The sequence below is a fragment of the uncultured Pseudoalteromonas sp. genome, from assembly GCF_963922945.1.
Lineage (GTDB): Bacteria > Pseudomonadota > Gammaproteobacteria > Enterobacterales > Alteromonadaceae > Pseudoalteromonas.
The window spans coordinates 1-19,159 of sequence record NZ_CAWUKC010000074.1; the positions used below are offsets into that span (position 1 = coordinate 1).

A 19,159-nucleotide genomic window follows, 5' to 3' on the forward strand; every position below is an offset into this window, starting at 1 on the left:
CTTCACTTAACTCATTAGGCACATCCGCACTAAAGGTGCCATCGGCTTGCACTTCAGTCGTAATGGTTTGTGGGTTACCTGCTTCATCTGTCACGGTTATGGTCACAACCGTGCCCTCTGGCTCGCCGGTTGCTGTACCTGAAATAGTGGGAGTGGTGTCATTTGTGTCACCCACTGGGTTTACCGATAAGGTTGGTGCCGTGGTATCTATAACGCCAGTGTTTGTAGCTGAGGCTTCATTACCCGCTGCATCTATGGCTGTTGCCGTTATTGTGAACTCTCCTTCAGCTATAGGGGCTGTAGCTCCCACTTGCCAAGATCCATCTTCTGCAACGACCGCCGTTAGGGTTTGCGAGTCACCATTTGAGTCTGTTACTAGTACCGTGATCGAGCTACCAGGCTCAACATCCGTTGTGGTACCACTAAATACAGGGGTTGAATCGCTAGAGTCAGTAAAATCATTTACACTGATAGTAGGTGCAGTTAAATCTATAGTGCCAGTTTGTGAGTCTTGCGCACTATTACCTGCACTATCACTTACATTTGCCACCACACTAAACTCACCCTCAGCTAATGCTTGTGGGACATCTATACTCCATGTGCCATCACCATTTATAGCCGTTATAAATTGCTGCTCAGCCCCTGCACTATCTGTAACAATCACAGTAACCACACTACCCGCTGCTAAACCTTGTGTAGATCCGCTTATAGTAGGTGTTGTATCGTTTGTATCATCAATATTAGCTATAGTTACGCTAGGTGCAGTTAGATCTATGGTGCCAGTAACCGTTGCTGTACTGCTATTACCAGCTTCGTCACTAACACTAGCAGTAACTGTAAAGTCACCTTCGCTAAGCTCATTAAGTATATCGGCGCTATAGCTTCCATCCGCATTAGTCACTGCAGTAATCGTTTGCTGATTACCATCACTATCGGTTATTAATAAAGTGACCTCAGTACCTTGAGGAACATCTACTACGCTACCTGTAACACTTGGAGTGGTATCATTGGTATCTGCAATTGGGTTAACAGTAATTGCCGGATCGGTTAAATCAATTTCACCTACTTCAGTAGCAGAGGCTGTGTTGCCAGCAGCATCGGTTACTGTTGCAACCACCGTAAATTGACCTTCTACCAACTCATCGGTTGCTTCGATTGACCATGTACCATCAGCATTTGTTGTAACTTGCACCGTTTCTGTTGCGCCGTCACTGCCTGTAAAGGTAACTGTAACCACCGCTCCTGCATCAACATCTTGCGTAGTACCGCTAATTGTTGGCGTAGTATCATTTGTATCAATAATAAAATTAATACTTACGGTCAAATCTACATTACCAACCGTACTTGCTTGTGCCTCATTGCCCGCATTGTCTATAACAGCTGCAACGACAGTAAAATCCCCTTCAGGCAGAGGCTGTGTAACTTGAGCGCTCCAAGAACCATCCTCTTGAGTGACGGCTAAAAGGTTAAACGTACTGCCATCGCTTGCAGTAATAGTTAGGGTTATAGTGGTACCAGCAGGCACATTAGCGGTATTACCACTTAAAAATGGCGTGGTATCGTTTGTATCGGCAATAGAATCAATTTGAATAGAAATAGGGGCAAATGTAACTTCACCACTTGTTTGTGCTGATGCTTCATTACCTGCGGGGTCACTCACTGTTGCAGTAACACTAAAATCTCCGCCAGGAATAGCGTTGGGCGATTCAACACTCCACGTGCCATCAGCCTCAAGCGTTGTTGTTAAGGTTTGTACATTACCGTCGCTATCTGTTACTAAAACCGTAATTACAGAACCCTCTGGTGCTCCTTCAACACGTCCTACAAAAGTAGGCGTTGTATCATTAGTATCTGCAATAGCTGTAACTGTTATCTCAGGGCTAGTCAAATCAACTAACCCTTGCTGTACAGCTTGTGCTTCATTACCCGCAGTGTCAGTTACGGTTGCACTAACTTCAAACTCACCTTGCGCTAAAGGGGTAGAAACACTTACAGACCAGCTGCCGTCATCATTTGTTTGCGTTAACAGCGTTTGAGTTTGGCCATTAATATCGGTAATAACTATACTAATCACAGAGCCTGCTGGCACATCCTGTGCAGAACCTGTAATAACAGGGGTTGTGTCTTGTGTATCGGCAATTGCGTCAATTTCCACAATGGGCGCTGTTAAGTCTATAATACCTGTATCACTTGCAAGAGCTTGGTTACCAACACTATCACTCACTTGCGCATCAACAGTAAAGTTACCCTCAGGTAATGCTACACCTACATCAACAGACCAGCTACCATCTTCATTAGTAATAGCTGTTAAAAGCTGAACTTCACCTGCACTATCGGTCACTGTTATTGTTACTTCAGTTCCCTGCGGTACACCCGTTGTAGTACCCGTTAATGGCGGAGTCGCATTATTAGTTTCGCCCGCTACTGTAATTGTAATTTCTGGTGCTGTTAAATCTACACTCGCTACCGCTTGATCAATTGCCTGGTTTCCAGCGGCATCAACAGCCACTGCGTTAACATTAAACTCCCCTTCAGCTAAAGGCGATGTAGTTGTAATACTCCAGTTACCTTGTGCATCAATTTGAGTAACAATCGTTTGTTGTGTGCCTGTGCTATCGGTAAGTGTTACCGAAACGTTATCGCCAGTATTCAGACCCGCTACAGATCCCGTAACCGTCACAGTTTGAGATGCAGAGTCGGCAACAGGGTCAATATTAATGACCGGTGCGGTGGTATCTATTTCAATAGAAATAGCATCGTTAAACGCATTACCATCAGGATCTGTTGCCTCTACAACAACGCTAACAGGCCCATCTGCTATCGGGTTAGGCAAAGTAATTTCAAATGTGCCATCAGGGCCAATAACGGCACTAACTACTTGGGAGTTACCATCTTCATCTGTCACAGTTATATTTACTGTCTCGCCAACTAAATTGTCACTAGTACCGCTAATTGTCGGCTGAGAAGAATTCGTCAAACCTATTTCATTTAATGATATAGAGCCGATACCATCATCGGTTACCACTCCGTCAGTGGTATCACGTAAATTAACAGCCTCGGCTGAACTAGGGTCAAAGCTTGAATCAAAGGCAACACTGTTAGGGTTAACCCCTTCAGAAATACGTGTCAGTTGCACAAATGAGTTGCCCCCACCAGAGCCTGCGCCACCAGCACCACCTGCGGCTGTTGCCTCTAAATTATCTAAGATATCGCCATCACCCTCTAACGCTTCTAAAAAGTCTGTCACATCAGAGTTAGCCGCCGTTTGACCGTCGTTATTATCATTTTGTTCTAAGCTTGCAATAGCCGCATCTAAGCTTTCTTCAAACACGGTCGTTTCGCTGCTATCACGGGCTTCTTGAGCTAATAAATCAGGAGTGATTTTTACGTTTTGATTAGCAGGAATCGACAGAGTTTCTCCTTGCACATCAATGGTTAGCGATGAATTATCGGCGGTAACCACCAAATCACCAACTGTAATAGTATCGCCCACTTCAAGTGGCTTAATTGTGCCGTCTTCTAAAACAACACCAGCTGACCCTTTTAAGTCTATTACTAATAATTGATTAGATTCCATCTCGCTTACCTCAAACATAAGAATTAAAAACTGTTAATTAAAATGTAGAACAGCAAAACGTATTAGGTATTGTACTCAAGTACAGTTTTTAAAAAATATTAAAAATAAAAAAGTGGTAGATAATAATTTTTATGCTAGCCGAAACGATTATTTGCGAAATATGTATTTATTGACTAAACCATAGGGTAGGTATTGATGGCCTAAGTAACCCCTAAGAGGAAGAAATGATTACAAAAAATACTTTACTAAAGCAAAAAGGAAAGCTGCTTATAGGCTTAACGCTAAGTGCGCTTGGCGCAACGAATATAGTGCACGCCAATGACAGCTCTGTGGCACCGCTTACATACGTTACCAGTAAAGCAATTGAAAATAATCCTGAAGTACAACAAGCATGGCACACATTTAAATCATCAATTTATGGCGTAGATGCAGCACGCTCGGGCTACTTGCCTAGCGTTGACGTATCTGCCAGCGCAGGCTATGAACGCCGAAACTACGGTACTGAAGACGAATACAACCGCAACACAGCAGAACTAAGCGTTACTCAAATGCTTTATGACGGATTTAGAACATCTAACACCGTTGAAAGGTTTGAGCGTATTCAGCTCATTCGGTATTTTGAATTACTCTCACAAACAGAGCAAACAGCGTTAGATGCATCTATTGCATTTTTAGATGTACAAAAATTTAAAGAACTTGTGACGCTCGCGGAAGAAAACCTGCAAGAACACGAGTCTGTATACCAACAAATTGAACAAAGTGTAGGAGCCGGTGTTGCCCGAGCAGCCGATTTAGAGCAAATTAGTGGGCGCTTATCGCTAGCACAATCTAATGTATTAACCGAGTACGCTAACCTGCATGACGTAACAGCGCGTTATTTAAGAGTTGTTGGTGAGCTACCCGTAAATGATATAAAGCAAGCCAAATTAGATGAGCAAAATGTGCCCATATCTATTAATCAAGCGCTTGATATAGCCTATAAAAACAGCCCTGCTTTTTACGCATCGCTCTATAATATAGAAGCGCAAAAAGCCAATGCTCAAGCACAAAAAGCTGCATTTCATCCAAATGTGGATCTCTCTGCTCGCTACGGCACACAAGACAGAGATGAGCTTGGCATAAACGAAACCAGAACCGAAGCCCGTGTAGGTGTCGATATAACCTATAACCTTTACAACGGCGGGCTAGATAGCGCCAATCTTGAGCAAGCCTACCAAGATGTAAATGTTGCTAAATATCAACGTGATCAAGCGTGTATTGATATACGTCAAAACTTACAAATTGCTTATCATAATGTAAAAAATATAGAGCAAAAATTACCCACGCTAGAAAGCTATAAAAACTCATCAAATAGAGTAAAAGTAGCCTACCGTGATCAATTTGATATTGGCCAACGCACCTTACTTGATGTACTTGACGCTGAAAATGAAGCATTTCAATCTAACCGTTCGTACATTGTTGCTCAATACGATAGACAAACAGCCGTTTTAACCATGCTTAATGAAATGGGTAAACTATTGCCAGCGCTAAATGTTATGTCTGACAAGTACCCAACATTAACAGAGTTAACAGATGACCCAATCGTGCATAACGCACAAAATATATGCCCAAGTTACGATGTAGCTGCCACCTTTAAACGCAAAGCGTTTTTACAAAAAAAAGCAGCGCAGGATAACGCCTACATGAACGTTACTGCAATGCCAAGGTATTTAGAAATGCCACCCGAACCTAGCACATCGAGTTTTGCAGATGACGACAACGACGGCGTTCCTAACGAGCAAGACACCTGCCCAAGCACACCAGCGGGAACAAATGTAGATTTATCTGGGTGTACTTTATATGACCAAACAACTGATTCTGTCGAAATAGGTATTCCCTTTTCAGCTGACTCTAGTCAAGTGCGCCCAGAGTATTTACAAGAGGTAGAAAAGCTCGCGGAGTTTTTAAAAAATAACCCTGACAAAAAGGTAGAGATCCAAGGTCATGCCTCATTAGACGGCGATAAAAAATACAACCGTAAACTTTCTGAGCAACGCGCATTTGCCGTTGCACAATTACTTATTGAGCAATTTGGTATAGCACCTAATCGTGTTAAATCGTTTGGTTATGGTATTGACCAGCCTCGCATTAATGAAATTTCAGTACGTGCTAATGCGGCAAACCGCCGTATTGAGGCGGTTATTACCGATAGTTAAGAGGTACTTAAAACAAATAAATTTAAAATGTTTTACATAACATTGGATGGTATATGGAATTAAATGATGTACTTGATCATGGTGGCGCACTCGTTGATTGCCTAGCAGTATTGTGCCGCTTTCATGATAAAGATTTTTCGAGGGAGGCCCTATTAAACGGCCTCCCATTAACAGATGGAAATTTAACACCTTCAGGGTTTGCTCGCGCTGCAAAACGCGTGGGCTTTAAATCAAAAGTAGTAAACAAACCTCTCAACCAGATTAATATAGCTTTACTACCTGCCATTATTATTTTAAATAATAATCAAGCATGTGTAGTAACCGCTATTGATCACAAAAACAATACAGCGCAGGTTATTTATCCTGAGCTAACTGAGTCTGTTGTAGAAGAAAGCCTTGATCAGTTAATTGAAAAATCAACAGGTTTAATTATTTATGCTCACCCAGAGTTTATGTTTGATGAGCGCTCGCCAGTGCTCGAAAAGCTCTCTAAAGACGGGTGGTTTTGGGGCGTTATAAAAGAATGCCGTTCATTGTACAAAGACGTCATTATATCGGCGATTGCATTAGGCGTCCTCTCTGTTGCCATGCCCTTATTCGTAATGAATGTATATGACCGGGTAGTCCCTAATCACGCTACCGAAACCCTCTGGGTTTTAGCCATCGGTATTTTAATAGCGCTGACCGCCGACTTTGTATTGCGCCTAGTGCGTAGCTACTTTGTTGAGCTTGCGGCAAGTCGTATTGATGTAAAAGTGTCTGCGGTTATTATGGAGCGTGTACTAGGAATGAAGCTTAAAAATAGGCCTTCATCAGCTGGGTCATTTGCTAGTAACATACAATCGTTTGAAGCCGTACGTAACTTTTTTAGCTCGATCACACTTATCGCCCTAGTCGACTTACCTTTTGTGGCTATATACCTCATTGTTATTGCAATAATAGGTGTGCCGCTAAGCTTACCTATTATTGCAGGCGCACTCATACTGTTAAGTTATGGTATAGCGGCCCATAGAAAACTTGAAGCGCTTTCAGAGCAAACCATGAAAGCAAGCTCAATGCGCAACTCTATACTTGTAGAAAGCTTAACCAATATTGAAGATGTAAAAAGTTTTCATAGTGAGTGTAAAACTCAATCAACGTGGGAAAAATCAACTATTTATATTGCTCAGGTTAATGCACAAAGTCGCTTAATCTCAAGTTCAATCTCCAATAGTGCAGCATGGATACAGCAATGCGTTGGCGTGATCATTATGATCATAGGTGTTCATCTCGTTATAGAAGGTGAGCTCACTCAAGGGGGGTTAATCGCCGCTTACTTACTTTCATCGCGGGCAATGGGGCCACTTGGTCAATGTGCAGCCGTGCTTGCGCAATATCATCATGCCGCCATCGCTATGCAATCACTTAACGAAATAATGGAAAAAGACGTTGAGCGCCCGCCAAATAAACATTGGTTAAGCCATCCTGTATTAAACGGAGACATAGAATTTAAAGACGTATGTTTTAAATATGAAGACGACGCAGGCGATGCGCTTAGTAATATTAGCTTTAAAATAAAAGCAGGCGAAAAAGTCGCTATTTTGGGGCGCAATGGCTCGGGTAAAAGCACCCTCGAAAAACTTATTCTAGGCCTTTACGACCCAACCTCAGGCTCCGTAATGGTTGATAACAATAATATCCAACAAATAGACCCCGCAGAGCTTCGCCATAACATAGGATATGTGCCACAAAATATAGCATTGTTTTTTGGTAGCTTAAAAGACAACCTCACTATTAGCGCATGGCATGCTAAAGATGAGCAAATAATTAGCGCATGCGAAAAAAGCCAGTTATTCGATTTAATCAACTCTCACCCAGATGGGTTTGACCTACAAGTTGGTGAGCAAGGTCGCTTGCTATCTGGCGGCCAAAAACAAGCAATAGGTATAGCGCGGGCATTAATAAATGACCCCCCTATTATGCTGTTAGATGAGCCTACCTCATCGCTTGATCACAACAGTGAAAATAAAATTATTCAAAATTTAAAAACCGCCACTCAAGATAAAACTTTAATTGTAGTCACTCACCGATCATCTTTACTTGCACTAGTTGATCGCATCATAGTACTTGATAACGGCAAAATAGTGGCCGATGGGCCTAAACAAAAAGTCATTGCCGCACTGAATAATCAAACAGTGGAGCAAGCATCATGAGTGACAATAAAAAGCCACTAGAGCAGCGCTCTTTTGAATCGGTAAGTAAAGCCATAGAAGCCCGTAAAAAAGGTAAGCCATCAATCTTCAATCGCTTATTTAAAGGCTGGCTTTCGCCTCCTGAATCGCAAGATTGGGTGGTCGATGCACAATGGGAAAAAATGCAGCAAGAGCCTGCCAGCGCACGTTTTTTATTATATCTCATTTGCATTGCATTTATTTTGCTTATAATTTGGGCAGGCTTTGCCCCCCTTGATGAGGTAGCCCGTGGAGAAGGCCGCGTTATCCCATCAAATAAATTACAGCTAGTGCAATCTTACGATGGCGGCATGGTAGAAAAAATAAATATTAGAGAAGGGCAAATTGTTGAAGAAGGTGACGTATTAATCAAAATTGACCCTACTCGGTTTATCTCAAGCTTTAGAGAAAACCAATCTAAAGTGCAATCACTCACCGCTAAAGTAGCCAGATTACAGGCACTTACCAGAAAAGAAGAGCTTGTTTTTCCTGATGAGCTGGTTAAGCAGGTTCCCGAGGCGGTCGCGCATGAGCGCTCAATATATTTAAGCAACCGCCAAGAACTAGAGCAGCAAGTCGCTATACATAAACGCCAACTTGAACAACGCAGACAAGATCATATTGAGGCAAAAGCTGCTTTGCAACAGCATACAAGCGCTTTAAGGCTAACTAACAGAGAGCTGCAAGTGACCCGTCCATTGCTAAAAACAGGCGCAGTATCTGATATAGACATAATTAGGTTAGAGCGTGAAATAGTTGATTTAAATGGCGAAATTAACCGTACTAAAGCCGTTATCAACCGCAGCTTATCAGCTATCAACGAAGCTAAAAACAAGGTAACAGAGGTTGAGCTTGCGATGATCAACCGCTGGAATAACGAACTTTCGGAGGCACTGCTGCGTTTAGAGTCAATAAAAGAAACCGAATCAGGGCTTGCCGACAAAGTAGCCCAAACAGAGATCAAATCGCCTGTTAAAGGCACGGTACAACGTTTATTGGTTAATACCGTAGGGGGCATTTTACAACCCGGCAGCGACGTTTTAGAAATAGTTCCTTTGGACGATCAACTTATTGTTGAGGCAAAAATACCGCCAAAAGATATAGCCTTTTTACGCCCAGGGCAGCCCGCTATGATTAAATTTAGCGCCTACGATTTCGCAGTATATGGCGGACTAGAAGCCGAGGTTCTGCATATAAGTGCAGATACAATTACCGACGATAGAGAAAATACTTTTTATTTAGTGCAATTAAAAACCACTAAAAATAACTTTTCAGAAGAGTTGACTATAATTCCAGGGATGACCACACAAGTGGATATTATCACTGGTAAAAAAACCGTCTTGGAATATTTACTTAAGCCCGTACTCAGAGCTACATCGCAAGCAATGACAGAACGCTAAACTGAATTTATTGGAGTAAATGAATGCGTCAAAGTATATTTATAACACAACCTGATTTAGAGTCGAGCCACTGGCGAAGTGCGTTTGCAGGTTGTGTAATATGCACCAAAGAGCCAAAAAAAATTAATACATCAAGTATTATTTGGGTTTTAGCGGGCACGTCGGGATGGCTCGAACTGGTAAAAAAATATGCCCAGAAACGCTTACCAGTTATTGTAATGACCACAAATCTAGAAATAGAGGAACTTAGAGCAGCCCTGCAAGCAGGCGCAAGGGGCTATGTAGAAGCACTGGCATCTAAAGTAATACTACAACAAGTACTCGAGACAATTTGCTCTGGTGGCCTATGGCTACCCGGGCAGTTGCTATCGAATATTGTTGGCGCACTAAGCCAGCAGCAAATAAATTACACTTATGCGTGCGATATTCAAAGCTTAACTAAACGCGAGCGCCAAGTGGTTGATATCGTTATTACAGGCGCAACAAACAAACAAGCTGCTGAGGCACTTAATATTACAGAGCGAACAATTAAAGAGCACATGAGCTCAATTTTCACTAAGTTAAAAGTGCGCGACCGTATACAACTTATGTTAGCCGTTAAAGGTAACTAGCTTAAGCTAGAATAACAAAACCTTCGCCAGTTATAGTTAAACTTAATAAACAACGGCTTATATGTTAAATACTGAATTGCATTTTCCTATTCGCCGCCATTGTTAAACCGCTCCCTTTTATTAAAGAGTCGCTTTACGACTCTTTAATTACCCCATCAAAGCCAAGATTGACCAGCGTATCTATATCATCCTGGCTTGTTACGCCCTGTGCTACTACTTTAATACCTATTGAATGGGCTAATGTGCAAACACCGCGTAAAAACGTTTGATTATCTTGACTGTAACTAATGTTATGCGCATAAATACTATCTATTTTAAGCATTTCTAAGCCAAACTCTTGAATGTTCTTAATCTTAGTAAACTCAGGTCCCACACGTTTTAGTGCCACTTTAGCGCCCATACAACGCACCTGCTCACAAAACTCTTTAAAAATATCTTTTTCGTTAACAACAATATTTTCGCGTATATCAAAACATATATTTTTTGCCAGTTCAGGAAAAGCTGAAAGATACGTTAGTACTGACGCAAGTGCGGTATCATCTGTCAAGGTTTGTACCGATAGCTCTACCGCAATCAGCTCATTTGGCGGCGCTTCACCATACTGTTTAACAATTTGCTTAATTAAGCTCCAATCTAAACGTGCTAGTAGGTTTAAACGATTAGCCCATTGATAGTAATAGCTAGATTTATAATGTTGGCCGCCAAACTCTAAACTTAAGCTAAGCTGGTGCTGTAACAAAGTGCCATTAAAGCCCATAACTTCTAAACAATTTAACTGAATAGTTTTTTGCTCAAGTGCGTCTTCAATAGCCTTTTTCCAGCCAGTAGAATCATCAAAAATTTCACTCTTTTGTTTATTATCTATAACTTTAGCTTGTACCCCAGGTTTATTGCCTGCTGTTTTTAATAAACCATCTACGCGACGTAATAAATCAAAGCGTGTGTCGTTTTTTTCTATGTAGGTGCAGCTATGTACAATAGCCAAATCAATGTTTTTGTACTCATCAACAATCGATTTATGTAGTACGGTTATTTGCTCGCTAAGCGCCTGTATATTGTCAGTATCACTAAATAAAACGGTAAAATCGGTATGCGATATACGGGCAATATAGTTCTCTGAAAAGTGTGCCTGATTAGATTCTAAAAACTGCGTCAACACCTGAGAAAAACGGCGTAAAAAGTTAACCATTTCTACACGGCTCACCGATTCACTTATTTTATCTAGATTAACGACCCTAAATAAAAACAAAGCACCATGGGCATGATCTTTCACTTTTTGTAAATGGGCTTCTAATGTGGCACTAAAATATTCTCGGTTGGCAAGCCCTGTAAGCTCATCGTGCTGCGCTTTAAATCGCAGTTCTTCTAAGCGTTTATTGTCTTCTTTTATTATGCGGCTAAAGCGGGTAGATAATAAATTCATCGACTGCACAAGGCGTGCAAATTCAAAGGTTTTTGGCACTTTTGATTTAATAAAGCGCTTATCGCCAAAGGCATTAGCTTGATACACCACATCATCAAGTGGCGTTAAAATTTTGCGTAGTAAATACGCACTTATTGCACAGGCAAAAAAAGCAACCACTAAAAAACTAAAAAACAATTTAAGCGCGCTTTCCCACAGTGCTTGCTCAGCATATTGGCTGTGGCTTTCAACAAACAAAGTACCAAATTGCTGCCAACCGTTATTAACTTGGCCAACACCTGGTTGTACATTAAGACCATATATCGTCCTAAACCAAGCCGGTGCAGTATTTTCTAACGTATCAGTAAATACGCGCTTTACAATAACCTCACCATTAGGGTCTTGCAGCTCTATACGTTTGTAGTGGCCGGTATCAAACGTGGCTGACACTAAAAGTTCAAGCTCTACAGGGTCTTTTTCAAGCTGGCTGATCATCAGCGCTAAGGAGCTAGCATTATCAACATTTTTTAAATACAGTTGGGTAGAGAAGTAGTTTTTAGCTGAGTTAGTACTTATTAACACACTACTTATAAATCCCACAAAAATCACCACCAGCAAGGCGATCCACAGCTCTTGCCTAAGAGTGATTTTTCTTTTTTTGAAAAACTTAAATAAAGAAAATGACGCCATTACCACATAACCCCTTCTTGTGATGTCTGCTCCAAAATTTTACGCCAGCGCGATAGCCTTGCTGTTGGGCTGGCTACGCTTTTCGTCGAGTTATTTGCCCATAAACCTTGGCTGTTAAAACTAAATACAGGGCTTAAATCAACACGCTTTGCAGCAGGTAGCACTTTTGTTATTAAACTATCTAAAATAAGCGGCTGAGCATTAGGCGTAGCAAAGTAACCTAACACCATGTGTGCTTGTGTTTTGTTTGTACCGGCAAGCTTCGCTTTTACATATATCAGCCTAAGTTTGTCGTCGCTCACACCTAAAGCGCGTAAGCTAATATATTTTGCAATGGCATAATCTTCACAATCGCCTAAACCGCGGCCAAGCGTTTCTAGTGGCGTAGCCCAATAGTCGTTTTGCTTCCAAAGTTGTATATCGGTTTGGTAACGCAGATTACGAGCAAAAAAGTTGTTTACTATAAGTATTTGCTGTTGTTCTGGTTTATTTTGTGTTTGTACCAACATTCTTTGCCAATTGCGTGCAACAGTCACTCGTGCAGGGCCATACTTTTGCCCCATTAATTCTATAAAGGTATTAAATTGAATAGTTAAACGACTCGCAAACACGCCACTTGAAAGTAAAAAGAATAGCACTAAGTAGCGCACGTTATTTTTGCACCAAAAAAAAAGCTTATTACAGGAAAGAGTGGGCCTTAATGTCATTTACAGGCCAAAAGTAAAAAGATTAAAAACATAGACTAAGTGCTACACAATGTACTCAAATATTGTTCGTAACAACAGCATAGCACTCAATACAGCAGGGTGAGATATTTTTCAGTGTTTTTTTAGCCACCCTAGCAACTTAGTAGTAGGTCACCTTTTTAACTTCACGGGGCTTTATTTCGCCTATGTATAAGTCGTGAACACGCTTCATATTTAGCTCAAGCTCGGTCACATATACATCATCAACAGAGTACGTTTTAATAATCTGCGCCCCTTTAATAATCCCCTGTACTTTGCTTTCCATGTAATCATTTTGTGCAATTGCACCTGCTACAGACGTGCCCGCTGTAATTTTTTGTCCATAAACTTGCTCAGTCAACTCGCGGTAGGCCTCAAGCTTAGAGGCTTTAATTGCCATTAATTGCTTTTGTGATTTATTAGCGCCTTGCTGCAAGCTAATAGGCGCATAACCAACGGCTTTAAGAATGGGATAATTATTTGGTTCTACATATGTGTACTCAACATGTTTATCAAACACGTTGCTGCAACCAGCAAGGCCAAGGCTTGCTAAAGTAAGTAATATAATTGCACGCATTTATTTGTACCCTTTAAACTAATTGCGTAAATAAATGCAGGTTTAATGCCATTAATTACTGCAAGCTAACTTTGAGTATTAATATTGGTGCACTCCTTGCTTAGCTAAAGCGTAATTAACTAATTTTATGTGGAGTACCCGTATGAGCACGTTTTTATCGTCACTATTTGTAGGTGTAACTAGCGCTGCTTTATTAACGTTTTCTGCCAGTACTTACGCACAATGGTTTGAATCTACCGGCCATGCACAAATACAAAATGGCGACATTAGCAGTGCAAAATCGGCCGCAATTAAAGATGCAATTACACAAGCACTTGTGTTTTCTGGCGCACGCGTTAGCTCGGTACAAACCTTGGTAGACGGCGTATTAACGCAAGATCAGCTAAAAATTAGTAGCCATGGCGAAATTCAAAAAATAGAGCTGGTGAGCGAGCAACGCCAAAACGATCAATTTGCCATTACACTCAGGCTTGATGTATTTGCTCAAACAGAGCAATGCCCACAAAGTAACTTTAATAAATTTGTTGCTGTAACTCAAAGTCAACTGGTGCATAGAGAGCACGCCTTAATGGGTCAAATATTTGACGTAAATAAAGCCATTAGTAAAAAGTTATTTAGTGCTTTGCAAAGCACAAAAATGAGCGCCCTACCCGTTGCTTACTATAACAAAGCCATTAATGTAGATAATTACTTTAATCAGCAACACGACTATTCAAATGCACAGCTAGAAGAGCTTTCAGCCAGAAGCAACGCGCAATATGTTTTATTAAGCCAAATAACCAATTTAGCGCCAAGCGATAAACTCAATAACGACTACGCCTTTTGGCAAGACGAAACCTACCAGCGCAGCTATGCTATTGAGTTTATGTTGTTTGATGGCACTACGTACGAGCAATTATGGCAAAACAGTTATCATACCCAAGCGGTATGGCCATTCGAAAAAACAGCCATAGTTGATGTTAATAGTGATAGGTTTTGGCAATCGCCTTTTGGGCAAAGTATTAACGATATAAATCAAACAGCCAGTTACGATATACAAGCAGCTATGGCGTGTTTTCCTACTAAGGGAAAAATAATGCATATGGAAAACAATAAATTGGTGATAAACCTAGGCAAAGATCACGGCCTTAAAAAAGGCCAACTATTAACTATAGCGCACCACAACTACTTAACTGATGCACAAGGCAATACTATGCCGCATACCATTACCACACTTAACACCCTTGTGGTTGAGCAGCTTTATAAACAAAGCGCAATTGCTGTAAGCCTTAACGATAAGCCTTTGCCTGGGGTACAAATAAACGATGTGGTAGAAGTTGCAAACCAAGAGAGCTAAATAAGTGCTCGCTTTAAATTTGGGTGCTCTGCCAACCATTGCGCTAATTGCTCAACGCCTGCTAAATGCGGATAATGTTTTCTGCACGCCAAAACTACGTTGCGTTGCTGGTTTGGAAAAATGGATAAATACTCAATCCCAGCACGCTTAGCACACGCAAGCTTGGGCACAAATGTTACCCCATCATTTATTGCCACCAGCGCCAATAAAGTCTCTAAACTATTACCTTGATACTGGTTTGACACATCAACCCCGGCAGAAAAACAAAACTTTTGGGCTTGATCTTTAAAGCAATGACCATCACTTAACATTAATAGGTTGCAACTTTGTAGGTCGCTCAATGCCACTTTTTTATGGCTCGCCAACGAATTATCGGTTGATACAGCTACCATAAAGTCTTCTTTGTATACGTTAACTGTATGGTAGTTTTTAAGTTCTGGAACGTCAGCTAGAATTGCAAAGTCGAGCTCGCCGTCATCTAGCGCCTCTAAAATGGTGGCTGTTTGCATTTCAATAAACGAAAAATGGCTCTCAGGAAACGCCGCTTTCATTGAGGTTAATAACGCAGGCAGTAGATACGGTGCGATTGTTGGAATGATACCAATTTTTAATTTACCTTGTAGTGGCCCGTTTGAAGTTGCAGCAAGCTCTTTTAATATTTGTGTTTGCTCTAAAATAACGTTTATTTGTGTCAACAAACGTTCACCTTGCGCTGTTAATGTAACCTGCTTCGTTGAGCGGTCAAATAAAACAACACCAAGCTCTTGCTCAAGCTTTTTTACTTGCCCACTTAATGTTGGCTGGCTAACAAAGCACGCATCGGCCGCTTTGCGAAAATGCTTATGCTGCGCTATTGCTTTTACGTACTCTAAATCTTTTAAGTTCAAATTCATCTCCAACTGATAGGCTACACCTATTAGTTTAATACAAACAAACGATTGGAACTATATTTAAATTCTCGCCATAATGGCTCCAACAAATCAAGAGGAACAAACTATGTTAAAGAATATTGAAGGTCAAACAATCCCAAGCGTTACATTTGCAACACGTCAAAACGAAGAATGGAAATCAATAACCACTGACGAAATCTTTAAAGGCAAAACAGTTGTTGTGTTTTCACTACCGGGCGCATTTACGCCAACGTGTTCATCAACCCACTTACCACGCTACAACGAGTTAGCAGGTGTTCTTAAGCAAAATGGCGTTGATGAAATTGTATGTGTATCAGTAAACGATACTTTTGTAATGAATGCATGGGCAGAGCACCAAGAAGCGCAAAACATCACATTATTACCTGATGGTAACGGCGAATTTACTGACGGTATGGGCATGTTAGTAGACAAAAACGATTTAGGCTTTGGTAAGCGCAGCTGGAGATACTCTATGCTAGTTAAAGATGGCGTTATCGACAAAATGTTCATCGAACCAGATTTACCAGGCGACCCGTTTGAAGTTTCTGATGCAGACACAATGCTTGATTACATCAACCCTAAGCAAGCTAAACCAGAACCAGTAACCGTATTTACTAAACCTGGTTGCCCATTCTGTAAAAAAGCAAAAGAGCTATTAACACAAAAAGGCTACGCATTTGAAGAAGTTGTAATGGGTGCCGGCGCAACACTTACAAGCCTTAAAGCAATTACTGGCCGTGATACCGTTCCACAAATATTTATTGGCGGACAACACATTGGCGGCTCAGACGAGTTAGAAAAATACTTTGCTTAATTAAGTAAAAAAATAGCGGGGCGTACGCGCCCCACTATCTCAATCTCATCGCTTAGATTGAAAATAATAAAGGATACCACTATGAAAGAATTGCAAACCGATGTCGTTGTTATAGGTGCAGGTACAGCTGGCTTAAGCGCATACCGCAACGCTAAACAATTTACCCCTAACGTATTAATGATTGAATCAGGCCCGTACGGTACAACCTGTGCACGCGTTGGTTGCATGCCAAGTAAATTATTGATTGCGGCAGCAGAAGCCGCGCATTCAATTGAAATGGCACCTGCATTTGGTGTACATAGCTCAAAGCCTCAAATTGATGGCAAAGCAGTGATGGCACGTGTTAAAAGCGAGCGAGACCGCTTTGTAGGATTTGTAGTTGAAGCGGTAGACGATATTCCACAAGAAGATAAAATTCGTGGTTATGCTAAGTTTTTAGACGCTAACCGTGTGCAAATTGATGACCACACAATTATTACTGCTAAACGCTTTGTAATTGCCACCGGTTCACGCCCTTCATACCCTAGCGTATTTAATAACTTTGGCGACAAGCTCATTATTAACGATGATGTATTTGACTGGGACGACCTACCAGAATCAGTGGCCGTATTTGGCCCAGGCGTAATAGGCCTAGAAATTGGCCAAGCACTTAGCCGCTTAGGCGTAAACGTAAAACTATTTGGTGTAGGCGGAGCAATTGGCCCACTTACCGACCCAGTAATTAAAGACTATGCAAATACAGTTTTTGCTGAAGAATTTTTTGTAGATACTGACTCAAACGTATCTGACATGATGCAAGTTGGCGATAAAGCCCAGCTTACTTACACCGATAAAGATGGTGCTAAACACACCGAGCAATTTGATTACGTACTTGCAGCCACAGGCCGAGTCCCTAATGTAGATAAACTCGGTTTAGAAAATACCGGCATAGAGCTAGATGAGCGCGGCGTGCCGCATGCTGACCCACATACAATGCAATGTGGCGACTCAAACATATTTATAGCCGGTGATGCCAGCAATATGATTCCACTATTGCACGAGGCCTCTGACCAAGGTGCGATTGCGGGCCAAAATGCCGGGCGCTTCCCTGACATACGTATAGGCCTTCGCCGCGCTAAAATTGCCGCTGTGTTTAGCGACCCACAAATAGCAATGGTTGGCGAAAGCTTCAAACATATAACCGAACGCTTAGGTGAATGTGGTTGTTTTGAAGTAGGCGAAGTGAGCTTTGAAAATCAAGGCCGCAGCCGAGTAATGTTAAAAAACAAAGGCCACATGCGTGTTTATGCAGAGCAAGGTACAGGCTTGTTTTTAGGTGCAGAGTTTATTGGCCCACAAGCCGAGCATATAGCCCACTTACTAGCATGGGCAGTGCAAAACAAAATGACCGTACCAGAAATGCTGGATATGCCATTTTACCACCCAGTAATAGAGGAAGGCTTACGTACTGCCCTACGTGACTTAAATGCCAAACTAAAATTTGGCCCAGATATTATTAACAGCTGTATGGAGTGTGGCCCAGGCGCCTAACGCTTATACCGCGATAAAACAAATACATACTTGCTAACAAAAAGCCAAAACACCTGTTTTGGCTTTTTTATGTGCTTTTTTAACACTAACCTCTCAAAAAATATTTTAGCTGTTACACTTATTTGATAACTCAATCACAACAAGATGGAAAAGCTATGCCCAATAATAAATTTAGACTAGTCACCCGCAGCGATTTTGACGGCTTGGTATGTGCCGTACTGCTAAAAGACTTAGACCTAATTGACGACATTTTATTTGTACACCCAAAAGACATGCAAGATGGCAAAATAGACATAACAGCAAACGACATCACCACTAACCTACCCTACGTTGCAGGCTGCCATATTGCATTTGACCATCACTTAAGCGAAACCGTACGTAACGCCAGCGATATTAAAAACCACGTAATTGATCCCAAAGCCCCTTCAGCTGCACGCGTTGTTTATGATTATTATGGCGGCGCAGAAAAATTTCCAAATATCAGCACAGACATGATGGACGCGGTAGATAAAGGCGATGCCGCGCAGTTCTCAAAAGACGAAATACTCAATCCAACCGATTGGGTATTAATGAACTTTATTATGGATGCACGCACAGGCCTTGGCCGCTTCCGCGAGTTTAAAATTTCAAACTACCAATTAATGATGAAACTCATCGATGCCTGTAAAGATCAAAGCATCGAAGAGATTTTAAAAATGGAAGACGTAGCCGAACGTGTTGCGCTTTATAACGAGCATAACGAAAAGGCCAAAGCGCAAATAACACAATGTGCAACCGTGCATAAAAACCTCGTAGTACTAGATTTAACTCAAGAAGAAACTATTTACGCCACCAACCGCTTTGTTATATACGCCCTATACCCCGACTGCAATATATCAATTCACAAAATGTGGGGCCTTAAAAAACAAAACGTAGTATTTGCCATAGGAAAATCAATCACCAACCGCAGCTCAAACACCAATGTGGGCGAGTTATGCCTTAAATACGGTGGTGGCGGCCACTTAAACGCCGGCACCTGCCAAGTAGAAACGAGCAAAGCCGAAGCAGTGCTTGGTGAGCTGATAGATAAGATTACGAGTGATGGTTAGCTTTTAGCTGTTAGCTGTTAGCTGTTAGCTGTTAGCTGTTAGCTTTTAGCTTTTAGCTTTTAGCTTTTAGCTTTTAGCTTTTAGCTTTTAGCT

The 19,159-nt window shown here is 41.4% G+C and carries 13 protein-coding genes; 8 read left to right on the forward strand and 5 right to left on the reverse strand.

Annotation, left to right across the window (positions count from 1 at the left end; all coding sequences use genetic code 11):
- Positions 1–3,577: retention module-containing protein (locus AABI99_RS14125; RefSeq protein WP_338366526.1), on the reverse strand; the 3,577-nt coding region annotated here is incomplete at its 3' end.
- 224 nt (positions 3,578–3,801) lie between these two features.
- Between AABI99_RS14125 and AABI99_RS14130 the strand changes: the two genes are divergently transcribed.
- The 4 genes from AABI99_RS14130 to AABI99_RS14145 are packed head-to-tail and all read left to right on the forward strand — an operon-like array spanning position 3,802 to position 9,993.
- Positions 3,802–5,772 carry a TolC family outer membrane protein gene (locus tag AABI99_RS14130; RefSeq protein ID WP_338366527.1) on the forward strand — a complete coding sequence of 657 codons (1,971 nt, stop codon included), beginning with the start codon at positions 3,802–3,804 and terminating at the stop codon, positions 5,770–5,772.
- A 53-nt stretch (positions 5,773–5,825) separates the two neighbouring features.
- Complete coding sequence (locus AABI99_RS14135) at positions 5,826–7,964, forward strand: type I secretion system permease/ATPase (protein WP_338366528.1); 2,139 nt, start codon at positions 5,826–5,828, stop codon at positions 7,962–7,964.
- Positions 7,961–9,382, forward strand: coding sequence for an HlyD family type I secretion periplasmic adaptor subunit (locus AABI99_RS14140; protein WP_338366529.1), 1,422 nt, complete (start codon positions 7,961–7,963; stop codon positions 9,380–9,382). The genes AABI99_RS14135 and AABI99_RS14140 overlap by 4 nt, the downstream gene beginning before the upstream one ends.
- A gap of 23 nt (positions 9,383–9,405) precedes the next feature.
- Positions 9,406–9,993 carry a response regulator transcription factor gene (locus AABI99_RS14145; protein WP_338366530.1) on the forward strand — a complete coding sequence of 196 codons (588 nt, stop codon included), beginning with the start codon at positions 9,406–9,408 and terminating at the stop codon, positions 9,991–9,993.
- A gap of 133 nt (positions 9,994–10,126) precedes the next feature.
- Here the strand turns inward: AABI99_RS14145 and AABI99_RS14150 are convergent, their stop codons facing one another.
- The 3 genes from AABI99_RS14150 to AABI99_RS14160 all read right to left on the reverse strand — a co-directional run bounded on the left by AABI99_RS14150 (position 10,127) and on the right by AABI99_RS14160 (position 13,387).
- Positions 10,127–12,085, reverse strand: a complete 1,959-nt coding sequence (locus AABI99_RS14150; protein WP_338366531.1) for a LapD/MoxY N-terminal periplasmic domain-containing protein — start codon at positions 12,083–12,085, stop codon at positions 10,127–10,129.
- Complete coding sequence (locus AABI99_RS14155) at positions 12,085–12,735, reverse strand: transglutaminase-like cysteine peptidase (RefSeq protein WP_338366532.1); 651 nt, start codon at positions 12,733–12,735, stop codon at positions 12,085–12,087. The genes AABI99_RS14150 and AABI99_RS14155 overlap by 1 nt, the downstream gene beginning before the upstream one ends.
- A gap of 196 nt (positions 12,736–12,931) precedes the next feature.
- A complete protein-coding gene (locus tag AABI99_RS14160; RefSeq protein ID WP_055016717.1) occupies positions 12,932–13,387 on the reverse strand; it encodes an LPP20 family lipoprotein in 456 nt (151 codons plus the stop codon).
- 142 nt (positions 13,388–13,529) lie between these two features.
- On the opposite strand from AABI99_RS14160, the gene AABI99_RS14165 reads away from it, so the two are divergent.
- On the forward strand, positions 13,530–14,723 hold the full coding sequence (locus AABI99_RS14165; protein ID WP_338366533.1) for a flagellar assembly protein FlgT: 1,194 nt from the start codon (positions 13,530–13,532) through the stop codon (positions 14,721–14,723).
- Here AABI99_RS14165 and AABI99_RS14170 read toward each other — a convergent pair.
- Positions 14,720–15,610, reverse strand: a complete 891-nt coding sequence (locus AABI99_RS14170) for a LysR substrate-binding domain-containing protein (protein ID WP_338366534.1) — start codon at positions 15,608–15,610, stop codon at positions 14,720–14,722. The genes AABI99_RS14165 and AABI99_RS14170 overlap by 4 nt on opposite strands.
- A gap of 109 nt (positions 15,611–15,719) precedes the next feature.
- On the opposite strand from AABI99_RS14170, the gene AABI99_RS14175 reads away from it, so the two are divergent.
- The 3 genes from AABI99_RS14175 to AABI99_RS14185 all read left to right on the forward strand — a co-directional run bounded on the left by AABI99_RS14175 (position 15,720) and on the right by AABI99_RS14185 (position 19,066).
- A complete protein-coding gene (locus AABI99_RS14175; RefSeq protein ID WP_338366535.1) occupies positions 15,720–16,448 on the forward strand; it encodes a glutathione peroxidase in 729 nt (242 codons plus the stop codon).
- Between the two features lie 81 nt (positions 16,449–16,529).
- Positions 16,530–17,978: a dihydrolipoyl dehydrogenase gene (locus AABI99_RS14180; protein WP_338366536.1), complete on the forward strand. Its 1,449-nt coding sequence runs from the start codon at positions 16,530–16,532 to the stop codon at positions 17,976–17,978.
- 155 nt (positions 17,979–18,133) lie between these two features.
- A complete protein-coding gene (locus AABI99_RS14185; protein WP_338366537.1) occupies positions 18,134–19,066 on the forward strand; it encodes an exopolyphosphatase in 933 nt (310 codons plus the stop codon).
- Positions 19,067–19,159 lie beyond the last annotated feature (93 nt).